Genomic DNA, 18375 nt, shown 5'->3' with positions numbered 1-18375 from the left:
AGTTTCGCCATGCCTGCTTTTCTCGACGCGCCCGTCAACGCCGCCTACCAACTCGTCCACGGCATCGCCACAACGATCGAACCCCTCACCGGCGCGTACGCCGCCGCGGTGGCGATCGTGCTCTGTACGGTCGCCGTCCGCCTCCTGCTCCTCCCGCTGAGCCTGGCCGCGATCCGCGGCGAGAAGTCCCGTGCCACGTTGATGCCGGAGATCCGCAAGATCAGCGAGCGGCACGCCAAGAACCCTGAACGCGTCCAGCGCGAGGTCGCCAAGCTCCAGGCGGAGTCCGGGACCACCCTGCTGGCCGGCTGCCTGCCGATGCTCGCGCAGCTGCCGTTCTTCTGGGTGATGTACACCCTCTTCAACACCGCAATCGTGGCCGGCCACTCGAACCAGCTGCTGGCCGGGACGATCTTCGGCGCCCCGCTAGGCATCCACTGGCCACTGTTCGCCTCGACCCCGGCGTACCTGGGCCTGGCGTTGGTCCTCGCGGTGGTCGCCTACTTCTCCTCCCGCCGCCAACTCCGCCTGCTAGACGAGACCGCGTCACCAATGACTCGCCGGATGGCCCGGTTCCTGCCTTTCGGCACGCTGGTGACTGCCGCTTTCATCCCCCTGGCAGCAGGCCTCTACCTCCTGACAACGACAGCCTGGACCCTCCTCGAACGAACCCTCCTCCTCCGCTAGCGTTGGGTGGCTAGGCGGGCTGCTAGGCCGTCCAGGACTCGGGCCAGTCCGTAGTCGAAGGTTTCGTCGCCGTTGCCGGATGCTGCTGCCGCGTCGTAGGCGGCGTACAGGGCTTTCAGGCGGGGGAGTGATTCGGCTGCTTGGCGGGCGGCGGGCCAGGCGGAGGCCATCCAGTCCTCGGCGGACAGTCCACTGCGCTTCACCTGGTTGAGGGTTGCGGCCTCGGTGGACGCGATGCCGACGACGAAGCTCAGGACGGCGGTGGACGCGAGGTTCGCCTCTTGGAGGTCGAAGCCGGCGGCTTCGTAGAGGCCCAGCATCTCGTCGGACAGCCGCAGCATGTTCGGCCCGAGGTAGGTGACGCCGGCTCCGGCCAGGGTGGCGCCCATCCACGGGTGGCGCAGGATCAGGGCGCGGAAGGTCTGGGCGAACTCGGTCGCGGCTGCGCGCCACTTCGCCGGGTCCTCGACCCGCGGTACTTCGATCTCGCCGTACACGTGGTCGACGACGAGCTCCATCAGTTCTTCCTTGTTCGCGACGTGCCAGTAGACCGCGGTCGCGACGGCGCCGAGCGCCGCGCCGAGCTTGCGCATGCTGAGCGCCTCGAGCCCGTCCGCGTCGAGCAGCTTGATCGCCTCGGCGACGATCTGCTCCTGGCTGAGCGCGGGTTGTTCGCGGCGCTTGCGCTTCGGCCGGGTCCAGACCGACGCGAACTCCTCGGTGGCCATCAGGTGCTCCTTCCGGTGCGGGAGGGGCCAGCGTAGCGCATCCACTGAACACTGTGCAGCAATTGACCAGCGTTCAAGTCTCATGCACACTGTTCAGGCGAGCTGCACACTGTTCAATAACAACCCCACCTGAGGAGGTGCGTGATGACTGATCGTCATCCGCGTCGCTGGCTCATCCTGATCGTGCTCTGCCTGAGCACTCTCGTCCTGGTGCTCGACAACGGTGTGCTCACCGTCGCGATCCCGTCGCTGACCGAGGACCTCGGCGCCACCGCCCAGGACATTCAGTGGATCATCGCGAGCTACATCCTGGTCTTCGCCGGCCTGTTGCTCACCGCGGGCAGCCTGTCCGATCGGTACGGACGCAAGAAGGTGATGATCATAGGCCTGGCGATCTTCGGCGCCGCCTCGCTGCTCGCCACCTACGCGAACAGTCCGGAGACACTGATCGCAGGCCGGGTGCTGATGGGCATCGGGGGAGCGGTGGTGATGCCGAGCACGCTCTCGATCCTGATCACGGTCTTCGACGAGGAGGAGCGCCGCAAGGCACTGGCGATCTGGAGCTCGGTGCTGATGGTCGGCCTGATCGGCGGTCCGATCATGGGTGGCGCGCTGATCGCGCACTTCTGGTGGGGTTCGGTGTTCCTGATCAACGTCCCGGTCGCCGCGCTCGCGATTGCCGCGGCGATGATCTGGATGCCGGAGTCGAAGGGCCCGTGGCGCAAGCCCGACCCGCTCGGTGCGCTCCTCTCGATGGTCGGCCTGGTCTCGCTGGTCTGGGTGATCATCGAGGTCCCGAACGGTGGCATCCACTGGCCGATGGCCGCGGTCGCCGTCGCCGGCCTGGCCGGGTTCGTCGCCTGGGAGCTGCACACGCCGGTACCGATGGTCCCGCTCAACCTGTTCCGCAACCGCAACTTCTCCGGCGGCAGCCTGTCGCTGCTGCTGGTCCAGATCGGCAACGGCGGCCTGGTCCTGGCGCTGACGCAGTACCTGCAGTTCGTGCTCGGCTACACCCCGACCAAGGCCGGTCTGGCGCTGGCGCCGATGGCCATCGCGGTGATCCTGGTCAGCGGGATCGGCGCGACGCTCGGTCAGAAGATCGGCAACCGGCCGATGACCGCCGCGGGCCTGGTCGTCCTCGCTGGTGGCTTCCTGTTCCTGTCCACGCTCGGCGCCGACGACGGCTTCGGCATGGTGACGATTGCCCTCGCACTGTTCGGCATCGGTGGGGGTCTGGCGCAGCCGGCCGCAACTGCGGCACTGATGGGCGCAGTTCCGCACGAGCACGCCGGTGTCGGCTCCGCTCTCAATGACACTCTCCAGCAGTCCGGCGCGGCGCTCGGAGTCGCGATCCTGGGCAGCATCCTCGCCGGCAACTTCACGTCGAAGATGCCGGAGGGCACTCCCTCGGGCGCTCGCGAGTCGATCGGTGAAGCGCTGGCCATCGCCGCCAGTACCGGCGACGCGGGGCTCGCCCACACCGCCCGAGTCGCCTTCGCGAAGGCCATGTCGAGCAGCTTCCTTGCCGGCGCGATCGCAGTACTGGGCTCCGCGGTGCTGGCCTTCGTCCTGCTCCGCGACCGCAAGACCGACACCCCTGCCGAGCAGAGCGACAACGACCTGACCGTCGTCTCCGCGCACTGACAACCCAACAAATCAAAGAGCGTTCGTCGTCGTGCCCGGTGCGGAACGCATCTTCTTCGGCTGATCGCGCACAGTGAATCTCACCGCTCGTGTCACATCTGGCCGCGCTGTTCCGTCAGACCTATGAACAAAGCATCTGAAGAAATCTGAATCTGTCCTGTGTGGAAGGAAGTCATGAGTTCAGCGCTGGAAACACTTCGCCCCGGCTTCGGCGGCGACATCATCGAACCGGGCGCCGCGGAGTACGAGGCGGCCAGCCGAGCGGTCCTGGCCGCGGGGACCCCGGTCTGCGTCCTGCGGCCCGCGAACGTCGCGGACGTGCAAGCAGCAGTCAGGTACGCGGCCGAGACCGGGCTGAAGCTGTCCGTGCGCGGCGGCGGCCACAGCTTCCCGGGCTTCGGCACCAACGACGACGGCGTGGTGATCGATCTGCGCGGGCTCGCGACCGTCGAGGTGATCGACAAGGAACGGCACGTCGTACGGATCGGTGGTGGCACCATCTGGGGTCAGGTCGCGGCTGCCCTGGCCCCGCACAACCTGGCGATCTCCTCGGGTGACACCAAGACGGTCGGCGTTGGCGGGCTGACGCTGGGCGGCGGCATCGGCTGGAAGGTCAGGAAGTACGGTCTCGCGCTGGACAACCTGGTCGCCGTCGAGCTCGTCACCGCCGCAGCCGAGGTCGTGCGGGCGAGCGCGGAGGAGAACGCGGACCTGTTCTGGGCCGTTCGCGGTGGTGGCGGGAACTTCGGGATCGTGACCGCCTTCGAGTTCGCGGCGCATCCGACCACCGACGTGTACTTCGGGAAGATCACCTTCCCGGCGGCCGAGTTGGCTACCGTGGTCCAGGGGTGGGCCGACTACCTGCGGACCGCGCCCGAGGAACTCACCTCGATCGTGAGCTTCGCCAACCCGTTCGCCGGTGGACGGGAAGCACCGATCGAGGTCCAGGTCGCCTTCGACGGCGATGACGCCGACCTCGCCGCGGCAGCGATCGACCCGCTCCGCGGACTCGGCACGGTGCTCGAGGACGACGTCACCCTGAAGCCCTACCCGGACATCCTCGAGGAGGGCATGGTCCCGCCGCCGGGTATCCAGTTCATCGCCCGCAGCGGCTTCGTGAACGAGGACTCGGTCCCCGAGGTACTCCGGCAGCTGGCCGACGCCGGCCGGTCGGAACGGCCCCCGATCATCTCCGTCCGAAGCGTCGGGGGAGCAGTCTCGCGGGTGCCGGCAGACGCCACGGCGTACGCGCATCGCCAAGCGGAGTTGATGCTCGTGACGAACCTGGTGGGTCCGCCGCCGGCCATAGCCGCGGGCCGGCCGGGGCTGGACGCCCTCTGGGACGGCCTCGCACCACACGTCAACGGTGCCTACGGCAACTTCCTCGCCGGCGTCACCGAGGCGGACGTCGCCGCGATCTACCCGACCGCCACCTACCAGCGGCTCGCGGCGGTCAAGGCGCAGTACGACCCCACCAACCTGTTCGCCGCCAACCACAACATCCAGCCGGCCTAGTTTTGCCGGAACGGCAACAAAGTTTGTCATAGCTGGAACCTCGGCAGATGCTGAGGACATGACTGTCGACAACAGAGCCGCCGAAGAGTACTGGAACGCCCGCTACAGCGAGAGTTCACAGATCTGGAGCGGCAAACCCAATGTGGAACTGGTCGGAGAGGTCGAGGGCCTGACGCCGGGAACGGCCCTCGACCTCGGGTGTGGGGAAGGCGCTGACGCGATCTGGCTGGCCCAGCAGGGATGGCGGGTCACCGGCGTGGACGTCTCGTCGGTGGCTCTCGCCCGGGCGGCGCAGCATGCTGAGGAGGCCGGCGTGGCCGACCGGATCGACTGGCAGCAGCACGATCTGGGGAAGTCGTTGCCGGAGGGGACGTTCGATCTGGTGTCGGCGCAGTTCCTGCACTCGCTGGCTGAGCTTCCGCGCGAGGCGGTCCTGCGTGCGGCAGCCGAGCTGGTGGCGCCTGGCGGCATCCTGCTGATCGAGGGGCACCTGGGCTTTCCTGACGTGGAGAAGCACGCTGACCACGCCGACATCCACTTCCCGACGCCGGCCGAGGTGATCGCCGATGTCGGGCTGGACGACGGCCGCTGGGAGATCTTGGTCAGCCGCGAGCACGAGCGCGAGCAGGTCATCGACGGGAAACTCCTCACCCGTCGCGACAGCACGGTGAAGGCGCGCAGGCTGGCAGTCTGACCGCTAGTCCGCCAGGGGCAAGTGGACGGTGAAGGTGGCGCCGTGGCCGGGAGTGTCGGCCACGGTGACCTTGCCGTTGTGGGCGGCGACCAACGCGGCGACGATCGACAGCCCGAGGCCGGATCCGCCGGTGGAACGCGTGCGAGCCGAGTCGGCTCGGTAGAAGCGCTCGAACACCCGGGCCTTCTGTTCGTTGCTCAGACCCGGGCCTGTGTCGGCCACCTCCACCACCGCCTCGCCGTCGCGAGTGCCGACCGAGATGGTGATCGGCGCATCGACCGGAGTGTGGTGAAGAGCATTGCTGACCAGATTGCCGAGCACCTGCCGCAGCCGTGCCTCGTCGCCATTGACGACCGGGGCGCCAGAGTCCGGCAGGATCCTCAGCTTGACCTCGCGCCCTGGCTGAACAGCCTTTACGTCGTGCACCGAGTCGCCCGCGAGCGTCAGGAGATCCACCGGCTGGAGTTGCAGCGGTCGCTGCTGGTCGAGTCGCGCGAGCAGGAGCAGGTCGTCGACCAGCAGGCCCATGCGCTTGGCCTCGTCCTCGATCCGCTTCATCGTGGCCGGATCAGCCGCGGCACCCTTCTGCCGGGTCAGCTCCGCGAACCCGCGGATCGAGGTCAACGGTGTCCGCAGCTCATGGCTCGCGTCGGCGATGAACCGCCGCATCCGCTCCTCCGACTGCCGCGCGTTCTCCTCCGACCGGCGCGCCGCATCCTCGGACCGGCGAGCCGCGAACTCCGAAGCAGTCCGCTGCGCGAACGCACCCTCGATCTGCCCGAGCATCTGGTTGAGCGCCAACGACAACCGCCCGACTTCAGTCCGAGGATCCCGCTGTGGCACCCGCCGGCTCAGATCCCCACCCGCAATAGCCACCGCCGTGTGCTCAACATCCTCAAGCCCCCGCAAACTCCGCCGCACAACATAAGTCCCAATCCCCGCCAGCAACACGAGCAAGATGACGCCCGCCGCGATCTGTACGCCGACCAGCCGCCTGACCGTCTGATTCACCTCGGAGAGATTCTGGGCGACGAGCACAGAGCCGCCGCCGCTCTTGTTCTCGACCGGCACGATCAACACGCGCCAGGTGTCGCCGCCGGAGACCGCCTTCGTGTTGAACGGCCGGCCGCGGAGCTTACGCACTTGGTCGAGGTCGAGCGCCGGGAAGTCGGGCAGCGGATCGGACTCGGCCAGTGAAGCCCGGAACGGGCCGGAGGCCGTGCTCCCGTCAGCGTGGTTGAACTGCAGCGTGAAGGCGCTGGGAAGTGGCAGCCGCCGAGCGGCGCCTGGGCCGCCGGGTCCGCCGACCGGGACGCCGGGATCCTCGATGTTCTTGACGAGGCGCAGCGGCATCGAGGTCCGGGTGAGGTCCTCGTCCACCTTGTTGACCAGGTAGCCGCGCATGATCGTGGTCGCGGTCAGACCGGATGCGAGCAGGGCTGCTGTCACCAGCGTCAGCAGCACGACCACGATGGTGATGCGGAGTGGGTAGCGATCCGCCAGCCGCGGGTGCATCAGTTCGGGCCTCGGGGGGTGCGGAGGACGTAGCCGACTCCGCGGACTGTGTGGAGGAGTTTCTGGTCGCCGGTGTCGACCTTGCGGCGCAGGTAGGACATGTACGACTCGACCACGCCGGCGTCGCCCGCGAAGTCGTAGTTCCAGACGGCCGAGAGGATCTGGCCCTTGGACATCACCCGTTCCGCGTTCTCCAGCAGGCAGCGCAGCAGCTTGAACTCGGTCAAGGAGAGCTGGACCGCCTCACCCGCCTTGAACACCTCGTAGGAGTCCTCGTTCAGCTCGAGGTCGGCATACCGCAGTACTGCGGGTTCTGTCGCGGTCTGCTCGCGATGGCCGGAGCGGCGCAGCAGGGCGCGGACCCGGGCGACGAGCTCGTCCAGGCTGAACGGCTTGGTCACGTAGTCGTCGCCGCCGGTCTGCAGGCCGAGGACCTTGTCCTCGACGGCGTCGCGCGCGGTGAGGAACAGCACCGGTACGTGCCGGTCCTCACCGCGCAGCCGGCGGACCACCTCGAACCCGTCCAGGCCGGGCATCATCACGTCCAGCACGACCAGGTCGGGTTCCACCTCCCGCGCCTTGCGCAGCGCCTCGGCGCCGTGCGTCGCCGTGGTCACGTCGTACCCGGCGAAGCGCAGACTCGCGGACAGCAGTTCGACGATGTTGGGTTCGTCGTCGACGACCAGCAGGTGCGGGCTCATGGTTCCAGTCTTACGCCCGCACCCTGCCGCCGCCTGGGAGGTTCCTGGCAATCCGCTGTGAGTGTCACCGAGTTCCAGGCGGAGGGATCAGCGCGGCCCGCCCTTGAAACCCCACTTCTTGTGCGCCGCCTCGCGCTGCGTCCCGTCGCTGATCGTGGCGGCCGTGGCCTTGCCGTCGGCAACGGTCGCCGCGACCATCACCGTGTTGCCGGTCTTGATGCTGGCGATTCCGTCCCGGGTCGCGTTGACCAGGGTGTCGGCGGTGACGACGTACTCCTTGGTGTAGCCGTCGGCGCTCTTCAGGGTGATCGCGTCCTTGCTGACCGCGGTCACCTCGCCCTTCTGGGTTGCCACGGTCTGGTACCCGCCGCCCTCCTTCTCGACCGTGAACTCGCCGTGCAGCGCTCCCTTGAAGCCGAACGCGCCGTGCCGGCCCAGGCCGCCCGGACCGCCAGGCTTCGCCGGCTCGGCCGCGTTGGGCGCGGAGGGCGCGGAGGGTGAGGCGGTCGGGGTCGGGGTCGGATCGGCGTTGGTAGTCGCCCAGGCGACTCCGCCGGCCCCGGTGGTGACCACTACCGCCGCGATCGTGCCGGCCACCCGCCAGCGTTTGTCGGTGAGCTTCTGGTTCGACGCCATGCTGTACTGCCTCCCGGTACTGCGCACCAAGCAGGTACCTGGTGCTGGTCATCCCAAGATCCATGCTGGACCTGAGACAAGCCTGCAGCCAACCTGGCAAATTCCTGGCAACCCCGGCCTCCAGCGACCAGCCTCAAACCAGGAAGAGCACGGCGAACAGCCAGACGGCGGCCGCCAGCGACGTACCGATGAACTCGATCAGGATCGACAGCCCGGTCGCACGAAGAGCGTGTTTGGTCGAGGCCCAGGCCGGGTCGTGGCTGCCGAGGCGGTGCCGCTCGGCCAGGTAGACGCCGACCGGGAAGCCGACGAACATGCCGACCACCGGGATCACGAAGAAGCCGAGGATGCCGAGCACGACGCCGGCGAACATCGACCGTCTCGGTACGCCGGACTCGCGCAGCCGGCGCTCCGGCACGATGTACTTCACCACCTGGCTGGCACCGATCAGCACCACGGCGGCGGCCAGCACGGTCCAGCCGGTCGGGCTCTGCACCTCCAGCGCCCAGACCAGGATCGCCGCCAGGCTGAGGATGGCGCCGGGCAGCACCGGGATGACGATGCCGAGGATGCCGACGAAGATCGCCACCCCGACCAGAAGAGTCGCAACGCTGTTCACGCCTGCCACTCTGCCGTAAGTCGGCGGTCTTAGGGTGGAGCTATGCCTGACCTTCACGATCTCGTCACCACGCTCGCCGCTCCCTGGGTGGTGCTGTCGCCGCGATCGGGGCAGCTCACCGGCACCGGCGCCGAGGGCGTCTACGCCCGGGACCGCCGCATCCTCTCCCGGCTGGAGGTGACGGTCGACGGCCGGCCGCCGACCCCGGTCCTGGTCGACGAACCCGCGGCCGGCACCAGCCGGTACGGCGCTGTGCTCGAAGGCCTCAACGTCGTGGGTCACGACCCGACGGTGACGCTGCGACGCACCCGTCAGGTGGACGGCGACGGCATGACCGAGCAGCTCACCCTGGTGAACCGCTCGCACGACACCGTCGACTGCGAACTGATGATTGCCCTGGGCACCGATCTGGCCGGTACCGCGGCGGTTCGCAGCGGAGCCGCCGCCGACCTGCCGGCCGTCGAGCCGGTCACCGATGCCGACGGCCTGTACTGGGACGGCGGCCGCGGTCTGCGGGTGAGAGCCGATTTCACCCCGGCCCCAAGTCTCAACCAGAGCTGGAGGTTGAAGGTCGAGCCGGGACAGGAAACAACGGTCACGCTCAGGTTGACCGCGAGCTTCCCCGCCGCCGACGCCTTCGCCATCGAGCCGCCGACCACCAGGCCGTCGTACGACGACGTCGAGCTCACGTGCGACGACCGGCGGGTCGAGCGATGGGTACGCCGGTCGCTGGCCGACCTGGCCGGCCTGCAGCTGTCCGCCGATGGGGGAGAGCGCTACCTCGGAGCCGGACCACCTTGGTACCTGACACTCTTCGGCCGCGACTCACTGATCTCCTCCGGCATGGTGCTTCCGGTCGACCCGCAACTCGCAGCAGGCACGCTGCGGGTGCTGGCGGCCCATCAGGGCACTCGCGTCGATCCCAGTTCGGCGGAGCAGCCCGGCAAGATCCCGCACGAGCTGCGATCCGAGGTCGCCGACCACGGGGGAGGGCTCGTGCTTCCAGCGGCGTACTACGGAACGCACGACGCGACCCAACTCTGGATCACCACGTTGCACAAGGCCTGGCGCTGGGGCATGCCGGCGGACGAAGTACGGGCGTTGCTTCCGAATCTTCAGGCGGCGCTCGCCTGGATGCGGGACTACGCGGATCCCGATGGCGACGGCTTCCTGGAGTACATCGACGAGTCCGGTCACGGTCTCGCCAACCAGGGCTGGAAGGACTCCATCGACTCCGTCCAATGGCCGGACGGCACGCTGGCCGAGGCGCCGATCGCGCTCTGCGAGGTGCAGGGCTACGCGTACGCCGCGGCGGTCGCCGGTGCCGACTTGCTGGATGCCTTCGGGCTGGACGATGGCGAGACCTGGCGGGACTGGGCCGCACAACTCAAAGAGCGCTTCCGGGAGAGTTTCTGGATCGACGGCTACCCGGCGATCGCCCTCGACGGTTCGAAGCGCCCAGTCTCCGGCGCAGCCTCGAACATGGGCCATCTGCTCGGCACCGGCATCCTGGACGCAGCAGAGGAAGCAGCGGTCGCGAAGGTGCTGGCCGATCCGGACCTGGACAGCGGCTTCGGCCTCAGAACGTTGTCAAAGGCAATGAGTCGCTTCAACCCGCTCGGCTATCACACCGGCAGTGTGTGGCCGCACGACACCGCGATGGCCGTGCAGGGTTTGTACACCGCGGGCCACGCCGCGACCGCGACGTCGTACGTGCGAGGGCTGGTCGGTGCCGCCGAGGCGTTCGAGTACCGGCTGCCTGAGCTCTACGGTGGCGAAGGCAGCGAGCAGGAGACCAAGCCCACGCCGTACCCGTTGTCTTGTCGTCCACAAGCGTGGGCGGCGGCCTCGGCGATCGCCGTGACAATCGCTGCCCTGGGCATCGAGCCGAACGTTCCTGCGGGCACGCTCGACATCACTCCGGCTGCTGACCTGCCCTGGCAACGGCTTCGCCTCGAAGGAGTCCGGGTCGGCGAGCGCAGACTCTCCATCGAGCTCCGCGACGGCGTCCTGAGCGTCGAGGACCTGACTAGGTGAGGGCGCCGGCCGCGGCCACTGTCGCGATCGTGAGGTAGATGCCGGCGACAACGTATTTGCGAAGACCGCTGAATCGCCCAGCGGTTCTGAAGCGACGGCCGATGGCGTCGGCGCCGAGCGCGTAGCAGAGGTCGAGCAACAGACCGATCGCGAGCACGGCAAGGCCGAGCAGCAGCATCTCGTTGCGGACCTGGACCGTGCCGGCGCCACGGGTCGTGAACTGGGGGAGGAAGGCAAGGAAGAACAGCGCCGACTTCGGGTTCAGCAGGTTGACCAGGACGCCTTCGCGGAACACCCGGCCGAGGGTGGTCACCTTGATGCTGCCGACTCCGCTCGAATCATTCGAGCGGAGCGTCCGCACCCCAAGCCAAGCCAGGTACGCCGCACCGGCCAGCGAGATGACCGTGAACACCAGTGGCGAAGCCTGCACGATGGCAGCGAGCCCGAGCGCCGCGAGCAGGATGTAGACCACCGACCCGGTCTCGATGGCGAACGCGGAGACCACGCCCGCGCGGCGTCCTTGGGTCAGGCTCCGCAGCGAGATGTAGATGTTGTTCGGCCCCGGCATCCCGACCAGCACCACCGTCGCCCCCACGAACCCGAGCGCCTGCCCGATCCCCATCTGTCTGCCTCACTCTCGAAACTCCCGAATTGGACTGCCTGCGACTAGCCTGGCGAGATCCGAAGCAGTCCACCCGAGCCAATCCGAGGAGAAGTGGACCGTTCTGACGACCCGGCCGCCCTCGCCGACCTGATCGGCCACCAGCTGACCGGCCGCTCCGGCGGCCTCTACCGCCGCCTCGCCGACACGATCGCCGCGCTGATCGGGTCGTCCGAGCTCCCGGTCGGCGCCCGGCTACCCGCCGAACGCCCTTTGGCCGAAGCCCTTGCGATCAGCCGCTCGACCGTCGTCGCGGCGTACGACGAACTGCGCGCCCGCGGCCTCGTCGAGAGCCGCAGGGGCAGCGGTACGACGGTTGCCCAGGCCGCCGCCAAGGGCCGGTCGAGAACCGACAAACGCATGCCCGCCGGGTACGGCGAATCGCTCTTCCACCGGATCGCGCATGGTCCCAGCGACGTGATCGCGATGACGTACGCTGTCGACCCCGGCATCCCCGAACTGGCGGCCGAGGTGGAAGAGCTGGCGCGCACCGACCTGCCGTTGCTGCTGCAAGGCGTCGGCTATCACCCACGCGGTCTCGAAGTACTCCGGGAGCGGATCGCCGAACACTTCGCCGAGTCCGGCCTGCCGACGAGCCCGGACGAGATCGTGGTGACGAGTGGAGCACATCAGGCGATCGCGCTGGTGACGCAGATGTACCTGCGATCAGGCGCAGCCGTGGTGATCGAGCAACCGAGCTGGCCCGGGTGCTTCGACCTCTTCGGAGCAGCCGGCGGACGCGTTGTCGGCGTACCGCTCGATGATGCCGGTGTCCGGCCCGACCTGCTCGCGGCGGCGTTCCGGGAGCATCAGCCGGCGATGTTGTTCGTGATGCCGACGTTCCACAACCCGACCGGAAAGTTGATGTCGGCAACGCGGCGGCGGCAGGTTGCCGAGCTGGCCGCCAGACATGGAGTGGTCGTTGTCGAGGACAACGCTTATTCGACCTGGGATCCCACCGGGCCAGACGTACCGGCGCCGCTGGCCGCGTTCGCTCCGAAGGACGCCGAGGTTCTCACCATCGGGTCGGTGTCGAAAGCTGTCTGGGGCGGTTTGAGAATCGGCTGGATCCGGGCCCCGCGACCACTGGCCGAGCGACTCGCGCGCCACAAGGCACTCGCGGATCTTGGCAGTCCGGTGATCGATCAAGCGTTGACCGCGCGATTGTTGCCGCGATTGACCGAACTCACCGCGGCGCGGGCGACCCTGGCAACCAACAGAAAACAGCTGATGGGTCAGTTGCTGACACAACGCCTACCGGAATGGGTGTGGACAGAACCGGTCGGCGGTTCGGCGTTGTGGATCCAGTTGCCGCAGACCGATGCGCGGGTCTTCGCACAGGTCGCGTTGCGGCACGGTGTGGAAGTCGTCGCAGGCCGGGCAATGGATCCAACGGGTCAGCATGACGATTACTTACGGGTGCCGTTCAGTTACTCCGCGGAAGTGATGACGGAAGCTGTGGACCGGCTCGCCTCGGCCTGGCGTGAACTGCGGCGGCACGGGCCGGCGGACGTAGTACCGGAGATCGTTTGAAATGACGGATGGCGGCCACCCTTGCGGGTGACCGCCATCGAAGTTCAGGTTGGGGAAGCGCCCTCGTTGGCGCCGTGAGGCCGGGTTACCGGTCGCCCTCCGCAGGGACCGACTCGGCGGGCTTGTCTTCCAGCTTGCCCGTCTCGTCGTGGATGGTGATCGCGATGTTGCGCAGCTTGTCCGCGTGCTCCCGTCCGTGGTGGGCGCAGAAAAGTAGCTCCCCACCGGAGGTCAGGGTCACACGAACGTAGGCCTGCGCGCCGCAGCGGTCACAACGGTCCGCAGCCGACAGGGTCGAACTCGGGGCGAGTGCTGTAGTCACTTGAGGCCTCATCTCATCTAGTTCCGTACTCACCAGATAGCAACATCCTGACATGCGGATCGCTTCCCGGTTGGTGCAGCGTGTCCGAATGTGAGACGAACCACCTGTTCCCTTATGACGCATATTGACGGGGAATCGTTTCGGATTCGGGCGATCCGCTGTTTCCAACGGGTGTCGGGCGTGTCTACTCTCACTGTGCGCCACAACCTGGTCACTGGTTGCGCATGGCCGGAGTGTCGGAAAACACGGAGGATCGAGTCCGGATCGATATCTGCGAAAGCACCTTTCCTTGCCACCGTATCTGGTCCTAGGTCAGTACCCCGCCCGGATGGCGGATACACCAGCGCCACAGGGTGGCCCTGCCAGGTTTTGGGGGTGCGGCTGCGTAGGCTGTCCGCGTGTGGTGGTTCCGGCCACCACGTTGTCTGCTTGTGAACCAGTGAAGGAGCCCAGTGGCCGCCCCGACGCCTCGCAGTACCGAGCTCGACCCGACGTACAACGCCCGCAACCTGTTGGTCCTCGAAGGACTGGAGGCGGTCCGCAAGCGGCCGGGTATGTACATCGGTTCGACCGACAGCCGCGGCCTGATGCACTGCCTGTGGGAGATCATCGACAACGCCGTCGACGAGGCGCTGGCCGGTCACGGTGACCGGATCGACGTGGTGCTGCACCGCGACGGTTCGGTCGAGGTCCGTGACAAGGCCCGCGGCATCCCGGTCGACATCGAGCCGAAGACGAAGCTCAGCGGTGTCGAGGTGGTCTTCACCAAGCTGCACGCCGGCGGCAAGTTCGGCGGCGGTTCGTACAACGCCTCCGGCGGTCTGCACGGTGTCGGCGCCTCGGTCGTGAACGCGCTGTCCGCGCGGCTCGACGTCGAGGTCGACCGTGGCGGTGTGACCTGGACCACGTCGTTCCGGCGCGGCGTCGCCGGCGAGTTCGACGCCGAGGGTGCGTCCGCGAGCTTCACCCCGGCGAAGGGCCTGCGCAAGGCGGGCCGGGCCAAGAAGGGCGTCACCGGCACCAGGATCCGGTACTGGGCCGACCGGCAGATCTTCACCAAGGACGCCGCGTTCAACTACGACGAGCTGGTCACCCGGGCGCGGCAGACGTCGTTCCTGGTGCCCGGTCTCGAGCTGGTGGTGCGCGACGAGCGCGGTGACGAGCCGACCGAGGAGTCGTTCAAGCACGACGGCGGGATCAGCGAGTTCTGCGAGTTCCTGGCCACCGACCAGAAGGTCACCGACGTGATCCGGCTGTCCGGAACCGGCCACTTCACCGAGACCGTGCCGATGCTCGACGACGCCGGCCACATGACCCCGACCGATGTCGAGCGCGATCTCGACGTCGACATCGCGGTCCGCTGGGGCGACGGCTACGAGACCGAGCTGCGCTCGTTCGTGAACATCGTCGCCACGCCGAAGGGCGGCACCCACGTGGCCGGCTTCGAGCGCGCGCTGCCGAAGGTGTTCAGCAACGTGCTGACCGGCACCCGGCTGCTGAAGAGCGGCGAGGAGATCATCAAGGACGACGTGCTCGAGGGCATGACGTCGGTGGTGACGGTGCGGCTGTCCGAGCCACAGTTCGACGGCCAGACCAAGGAGGTGCTCGGCACCCCGGCCGCGTCGCGGATCGTCGCGAAGGTCGTGCAGACCGAGCTGGAGAGCTTCCTCACCTCGACCAAGGGCACGATGAAGGCCCAGGCGCGCGCGGTGATGGAGAAGGTCGTCGCGGCCTCCCGGACCCGGGTGGCGGCCCGGCAGCATCGCGAGCTGCAGCGGCGCAAGACGGCGCTGGAGTCCTCCGCGCTGCCGGCCAAGCTGGCCGACTGCCGCAGCAACGACGTCGACCGTTCCGAACTGTTCATCGTCGAGGGTGACTCCGCGCTCGGGACGGCGAAGCTCGCGCGCAGCTCGGAGTTCCAGGCGCTGCTGCCGATCCGGGGCAAGATCCTCAACGTGCAGAAGGCGTCCGTCGGCGACATGCTGAAGAACGCAGAGTGTGCCTCGATCATCCAGGTGGTCGGGGCCGGCTCGGGCCGCACCTTCGATCTGGAGCAGGCGCGCTACGGCAAGATCATCTTCATGGCCGACGCCGACTCCGACGGCGCGCACATCCGCTGCCTGCTGGCGACGTTGTTCTTCCGCTACATGCGCCCGCTGGTCGACGCGGGCCGGGTCTACACCGCCGTACCGCCGCTGCACCGCTTCGAGCTGACCAACCCGAAGAAGGGGCAGGACAAGTACATCTACACGTACTCCGACGCGGAGTACCAGCGGAAGTCGGCCGAGCTGATGAAAAAGGGCGTCAAGTGGAAAGAGCCCCCGCAGCGCTACAAGGGTCTTGGTGAGATGGACGCGGACCAGCTGGCGGAGACCACGATGGACCCGCGGCACCGCACCTTGCGCCGGATCACCGTCGACGACGGCGAGGCCGCGGCGGGCGTCTTCGACCTGCTGATGGGCAACGATGTCGCCCCGCGCAAGGAGTTCATCGTGCAGGGCGCCTACGAGCTCGACGAGACCCGCATCGACGCCTGACGGAGCCACGATGACGACGACGCCCCGGCTGGCCTGTTTCGATCTGGACAACACGCTGATCGATCGGGACGGGGCGTTCGTCGCGTGGGCCGAGTGGTGGGCCCGGCGCGAAGGCCTCGGCGACGAGGCGGTCGAGTGGTTGCTCACCCATGACGAGGGTGGGTTCCGGCCGCGGGTCGAGTTGTTCGCGATGGCGAAGGCGCGCTTCGGGCTGGCTGCCGAAGTACAGGAGCTCGTGGATGCCTATGACCGCGAGCATCCGCCGTTCACATCGGCAGACTCGGCCGTGCTCGACGGGATCGCATCACTCCGTACTGCGGGGTGGCGGGTCGCCGTGGTCACGAACGGCGGGGTCGTCCAGCAGTCACTCAAGCTCGACCGCACCGGGATCGGCGCGGCCGTCGACTACTGCTGCATCTCCGAGCAGGTCGGCGTGCGCAAACCCGATCCCACGATCTTCAAGATCGCGGCCGCCCGGACAGGCGCGACCTTGGCCGGCGGGTGGATGGTGGGCGACCATCCGGCGTACGACATCGCGGGTGGGATCGCCGCCGGGCTGTCAACCGTTCTGGTGGGGGATCATCACCGCGCGGCTGTGACGCCGGAGCAGGCGCCTACTCATCACTTCGAGTCAGTGCTGCCGGCATTCCAGGTCATTCTCGGTCGCTGAGCCGTGGTCTTTGCTGGCCGGGGTAGTACAGGATGTCCGCCATGACCTACCTGCCGCCGCATGGGCGTGTGCTGACGCCGTACTTGTGTTGCCGTGACGCCGCCAAGGCGATCGAGTGGTACGGCGAGGTTTTCGGGGCCCGTCCGACCGAGACACCCTTCGTCGGTGCCGATGGCCGGATCGGTCATGCGGAGCTCGAGATCGCCGGCACCGGGTTCATGCTGTCCGACGCCTACCCCGAGGTCGGGGTCGCGGCGCCGGCTGCGGACGGGCTGCCTACGTACGCACTGAACCTGTACGTGCCAGACGTCGACGCGACCGTCGCTGCCGCTGAGAAGGCCGGGGCGACGATCGAAAAGCCGCTTGCCGACACCTTCTACGGAGCCCGGGCGGCGACCTTCCGCGACCCGTTCGGCGTGCGCTGGTCGGTCGCCACTCACCTTCGCGATGTCGGCGAAGAGGCCCTGGACGCGGCCAAGGCCAGCTTCGCCGACAACTAGCGTCCCGTCAGCGATCAGCGGAGGGCGGCTCGCAGGATCGAGTGGGAGCCCTCGATGATCTGGTCGCGGTTGGCCTCGTAGGTCGGGTCGGTGATCTGCGTCGTGTTGGCGGCGTCGAACTTCAGCACCGGGACGTGCAGGTGGCCGGCCGGCATCGTGGGGTCGAGCAGATCGCGCTGGAGGGTGTTGCGGTAGGCGATCTCGTTGCTGAGGTAGCCACCGCCGGCGCCCTCGGAGGCGATCGAGCCGGGCGTCGGCCCGTCGGGACGGCGTACCGGGGTGGTCTGGCCGGCGGGGATCTCGAGGACCGACGTGTTGACCCTGGTCCGGAACTGGGCCGGTACAACGGCTCCTGACATCCGGGCCATCGGCAGGCTCGATGTCAGCCACTCGGGGCCGGCCGGCATGCTGGGCGAGACGACCGGTGCGGTGATGGTGCCACCGCCCCAGAGGTTGTTGTTGTCACCGATCGAGCTGACCGAGCGGCGACGCCCGTTGAACGCCTCCAGGTCGAAGATGCCGACCCGGCCCTGGCTCACCGTCATCACCAAGTCGGCGTGCTGCGGTCCGCCCTGGTAGTGCGGCCGGAGCGCGTTCTCGACCATGTTCTCGTCGAAGTCGGTGTAGCGGACCGGGAACACGGCAGTCTGGATCTCGTAGGTCTTGCCGTTCACCTTCCAGCGTTGACCGTCCAGGGTGAGCGCGTTCGCACCCGACGGGTTGCCGATCCGGATGTCGGCGTCCAGCGTGAACGGGTCGAACCCGGTCACCAGGATCTTCCGTACGCCGGGGGAGAACCGGGTGCTGGTGATCCCGCGGGAGGAGTACTCGAGGTTGCGGATCAGTTCGGCGCGCTCCGCAGTACCGAGGCCGAAGCCGGGTTGCCACTGGCGGAGCGCGAGCGCCATGGAGATGCGGGCCCAGTACAAGCCGCGGTCGTCCGTCGAGGGCAGTGCGGGAGCGGCCTGCGGGTGCTGGGCGCGGTGGGTGGCAGTGCGCCACAGGGCCTCACCCTGGACCCGGACGAGAGTGCTCGCCGCGGCCCGGCTCGGTACTGCGCAGAGCAGCTTGGTGAACAGCGCCACCTGACGGTCGAATCCGGTCCTGGACAGGATCTCGGCCGGTACCGACGGTCCGCCGGCCACGCCGTTGTCGAGTCGCTGCTCCTCGATGGTGCCGGCGCCGCCGGTGTCGAAGCAGGTCGGCTTGGTGGACTGGTCCGGGAGCCGGGTGGCCGTCGCGGCCGGAGCACCGGTGAGGGCGGTGGCCAGGGCCAGGGCGCCGAGCAGTGCGAAGCGCGGAAGAGAGCTTGGGCGGAGTCTCATACCCGTTGTCTATCAGATCTCAGGCCCGATACCGAGAGATTCGAACAG

General features: G+C 68.0%; 16 protein-coding genes and 1 pseudogene. 9 read left to right on the top strand and 8 right to left on the bottom strand.

The annotated features are described in order from the left end of the window. Window positions 1–9 precede the first annotated feature (9 nt). Entirely contained in the window at window positions 10–687 is a 678-nt protein-coding gene (yidC, locus tag AB0F51_RS05270; RefSeq protein ID WP_360274269.1) for a membrane protein insertase YidC, read from the top strand. Here yidC and AB0F51_RS05265 read toward each other — a convergent pair. Then, window positions 684–1415 (bottom strand): TetR/AcrR family transcriptional regulator, encoded by a 732-nt coding sequence (locus AB0F51_RS05265; protein WP_360274266.1) that lies wholly within the window; start codon window positions 1413–1415, stop codon window positions 684–686. The genes yidC and AB0F51_RS05265 overlap by 4 nt on opposite strands. Window positions 1416–1559: 144 nt before the next feature. Here AB0F51_RS05265 and AB0F51_RS05260 point away from each other — a divergent pair, with 144 nt between their 5' ends. The 3 genes from AB0F51_RS05260 (at window position 1560) to AB0F51_RS05250 (ending at window position 5271) form a co-directional block, all read left to right on the top strand. Beyond that, entirely contained in the window at window positions 1560–3062 is a 1503-nt protein-coding gene (locus tag AB0F51_RS05260) for an MFS transporter (protein ID WP_360274263.1), read from the top strand. A 174-nt stretch (window positions 3063–3236) separates the two neighbouring features. Further along, the gene (locus tag AB0F51_RS05255) at window positions 3237–4577 is read left to right on the top strand and encodes an FAD-binding oxidoreductase (RefSeq protein ID WP_360274260.1); all 1341 of its coding nucleotides are present in this window, start codon (window positions 3237–3239) and stop codon (window positions 4575–4577) included. Between the two features lie 58 nt (window positions 4578–4635). Continuing rightward, window positions 4636–5271 carry a class I SAM-dependent methyltransferase gene (locus AB0F51_RS05250; protein WP_360274257.1) on the top strand — a complete coding sequence of 212 codons (636 nt, stop codon included), beginning with the start codon at window positions 4636–4638 and terminating at the stop codon, window positions 5269–5271. 3 nt (window positions 5272–5274) lie between these two features. Here AB0F51_RS05250 and AB0F51_RS05245 read toward each other — a convergent pair whose 3' ends face one another. From AB0F51_RS05245 to AB0F51_RS05230, 4 genes and pseudogenes are all read right to left on the bottom strand, one after another. Continuing rightward, window positions 5275–6786 carry a HAMP domain-containing sensor histidine kinase gene (locus AB0F51_RS05245; protein ID WP_360274255.1) on the bottom strand — a complete coding sequence of 504 codons (1512 nt, stop codon included), beginning with the start codon at window positions 6784–6786 and terminating at the stop codon, window positions 5275–5277. Then, a pseudogene (locus tag AB0F51_RS05240) lies at window positions 6786–7555 on the bottom strand (response regulator transcription factor). Before AB0F51_RS05240 ends, AB0F51_RS05245 begins: the two are co-directional and overlap by 1 nt. A gap of 19 nt (window positions 7556–7574) precedes the next feature. Continuing rightward, entirely contained in the window at window positions 7575–8123 is a 549-nt protein-coding gene (locus tag AB0F51_RS05235; RefSeq protein WP_360274252.1) for a hypothetical protein, read from the bottom strand. Window positions 8124–8256: 133 nt separating this feature from the next. Continuing rightward, entirely contained in the window at window positions 8257–8742 is a 486-nt protein-coding gene (locus AB0F51_RS05230) for a DUF456 domain-containing protein (protein WP_360274249.1), read from the bottom strand. Window positions 8743–8784: 42 nt separating this feature from the next. Between AB0F51_RS05230 and AB0F51_RS05225 the strand changes: the two genes are divergently transcribed. Continuing rightward, a complete protein-coding gene (locus AB0F51_RS05225; protein WP_360274247.1) occupies window positions 8785–10779 on the top strand; it encodes a glycogen debranching N-terminal domain-containing protein in 1995 nt (664 codons plus the stop codon). On the opposite strand, the gene AB0F51_RS05220 is transcribed toward AB0F51_RS05225, so the two are convergent. Further along, a complete protein-coding gene (locus AB0F51_RS05220; protein WP_360274245.1) occupies window positions 10772–11401 on the bottom strand; it encodes a LysE family translocator in 630 nt (209 codons plus the stop codon). The two genes, AB0F51_RS05225 and AB0F51_RS05220, sit on opposite strands and share 8 nt — an antisense overlap. 93 nt (window positions 11402–11494) lie before the next feature. On the opposite strand from AB0F51_RS05220, the gene AB0F51_RS05215 reads away from it, so the two are divergent. After that, window positions 11495–12973, top strand: coding sequence for a PLP-dependent aminotransferase family protein (locus AB0F51_RS05215; protein ID WP_360274243.1), 1479 nt, complete (start codon window positions 11495–11497; stop codon window positions 12971–12973). Window positions 12974–13058: 85 nt separating this feature from the next. Here the strand turns inward: AB0F51_RS05215 and AB0F51_RS05210 are convergent, their stop codons facing one another. After that, the gene (locus AB0F51_RS05210) at window positions 13059–13307 is read right to left on the bottom strand and encodes a hypothetical protein (protein WP_203590115.1); all 249 of its coding nucleotides are present in this window, start codon (window positions 13305–13307) and stop codon (window positions 13059–13061) included. Between the two features lie 440 nt (window positions 13308–13747). Between AB0F51_RS05210 and AB0F51_RS05205 the strand changes: the two genes are divergently transcribed. Genes AB0F51_RS05205 through AB0F51_RS05195 form a run of 3 tightly spaced genes read left to right on the top strand, consistent with a single transcriptional unit; the run spans window position 13748 to window position 17002 of the window. Further along, a complete protein-coding gene (locus AB0F51_RS05205; protein WP_360274241.1) occupies window positions 13748–15832 on the top strand; it encodes a DNA topoisomerase IV subunit B in 2085 nt (694 codons plus the stop codon). A 10-nt stretch (window positions 15833–15842) separates the two neighbouring features. Further along, complete coding sequence (locus AB0F51_RS05200) at window positions 15843–16502, top strand: HAD family hydrolase (protein WP_360274238.1); 660 nt, start codon at window positions 15843–15845, stop codon at window positions 16500–16502. 41 nt (window positions 16503–16543) lie between these two features. After that, window positions 16544–17002: a VOC family protein gene (locus tag AB0F51_RS05195; RefSeq protein WP_360274236.1), complete on the top strand. Its 459-nt coding sequence runs from the start codon at window positions 16544–16546 to the stop codon at window positions 17000–17002. 14 nt (window positions 17003–17016) lie between these two features. Here the strand turns inward: AB0F51_RS05195 and AB0F51_RS05190 are convergent, their stop codons facing one another. Beyond that, window positions 17017–18327 (bottom strand): hypothetical protein, encoded by a 1311-nt coding sequence (locus AB0F51_RS05190; RefSeq protein ID WP_360274233.1) that lies wholly within the window; start codon window positions 18325–18327, stop codon window positions 17017–17019. Between the last annotated feature and the right edge of the window lie 48 nt (window positions 18328–18375).

The sequence above is a fragment of the Kribbella sp. NPDC023855 genome (assembly GCF_040639475.1).
Lineage (GTDB): Bacteria > Actinomycetota > Actinomycetes > Propionibacteriales > Kribbellaceae > Kribbella.
The sequence above is the reverse complement of the archived record's forward strand: the minus strand, read 5'-3'. Positions and strand labels throughout refer to the sequence as shown.

Excerpts from the sequence above, each read along its gene's own strand:
- AB0F51_RS05265 (WP_360274266.1), bottom strand. The coding sequence starts at position 1,415 with ATGGCCACCGAGGAGTTCGCGTCGGTCTGGACCCGGCCGAAGCGCAAG.
- AB0F51_RS05225 (WP_360274247.1), top strand. The coding sequence starts at position 8,785 with ATGCCTGACCTTCACGATCTCGTCACCACGCTCGCCGCTCCCTGGGTG.
- AB0F51_RS05210 (WP_203590115.1), bottom strand. The coding sequence starts at position 13,307 with ATGAGGCCTCAAGTGACTACAGCACTCGCCCCGAGTTCGACCCTGTCG.
- AB0F51_RS05255 (WP_360274260.1), top strand. The coding sequence starts at position 3,237 with ATGAGTTCAGCGCTGGAAACACTTCGCCCCGGCTTCGGCGGCGACATC.
- AB0F51_RS05200 (WP_360274238.1), top strand. The coding sequence starts at position 15,843 with ATGACGACGACGCCCCGGCTGGCCTGTTTCGATCTGGACAACACGCTG.
- AB0F51_RS05235 (WP_360274252.1), bottom strand. The coding sequence starts at position 8,123 with ATGGCGTCGAACCAGAAGCTCACCGACAAACGCTGGCGGGTGGCCGGC.
- AB0F51_RS05190 (WP_360274233.1), bottom strand. The coding sequence starts at position 18,327 with ATGAGACTCCGCCCAAGCTCTCTTCCGCGCTTCGCACTGCTCGGCGCC.
- AB0F51_RS05195 (WP_360274236.1), top strand. The coding sequence starts at position 16,544 with ATGACCTACCTGCCGCCGCATGGGCGTGTGCTGACGCCGTACTTGTGT.
- AB0F51_RS05260 (WP_360274263.1), top strand. The coding sequence starts at position 1,560 with ATGACTGATCGTCATCCGCGTCGCTGGCTCATCCTGATCGTGCTCTGC.
- AB0F51_RS05245 (WP_360274255.1), bottom strand. The coding sequence starts at position 6,786 with ATGCACCCGCGGCTGGCGGATCGCTACCCACTCCGCATCACCATCGTG.
- yidC (WP_360274269.1), top strand. The coding sequence starts at position 10 with ATGCCTGCTTTTCTCGACGCGCCCGTCAACGCCGCCTACCAACTCGTC.
- AB0F51_RS05250 (WP_360274257.1), top strand. The coding sequence starts at position 4,636 with ATGACTGTCGACAACAGAGCCGCCGAAGAGTACTGGAACGCCCGCTAC.
- AB0F51_RS05220 (WP_360274245.1), bottom strand. The coding sequence starts at position 11,401 with ATGGGGATCGGGCAGGCGCTCGGGTTCGTGGGGGCGACGGTGGTGCTG.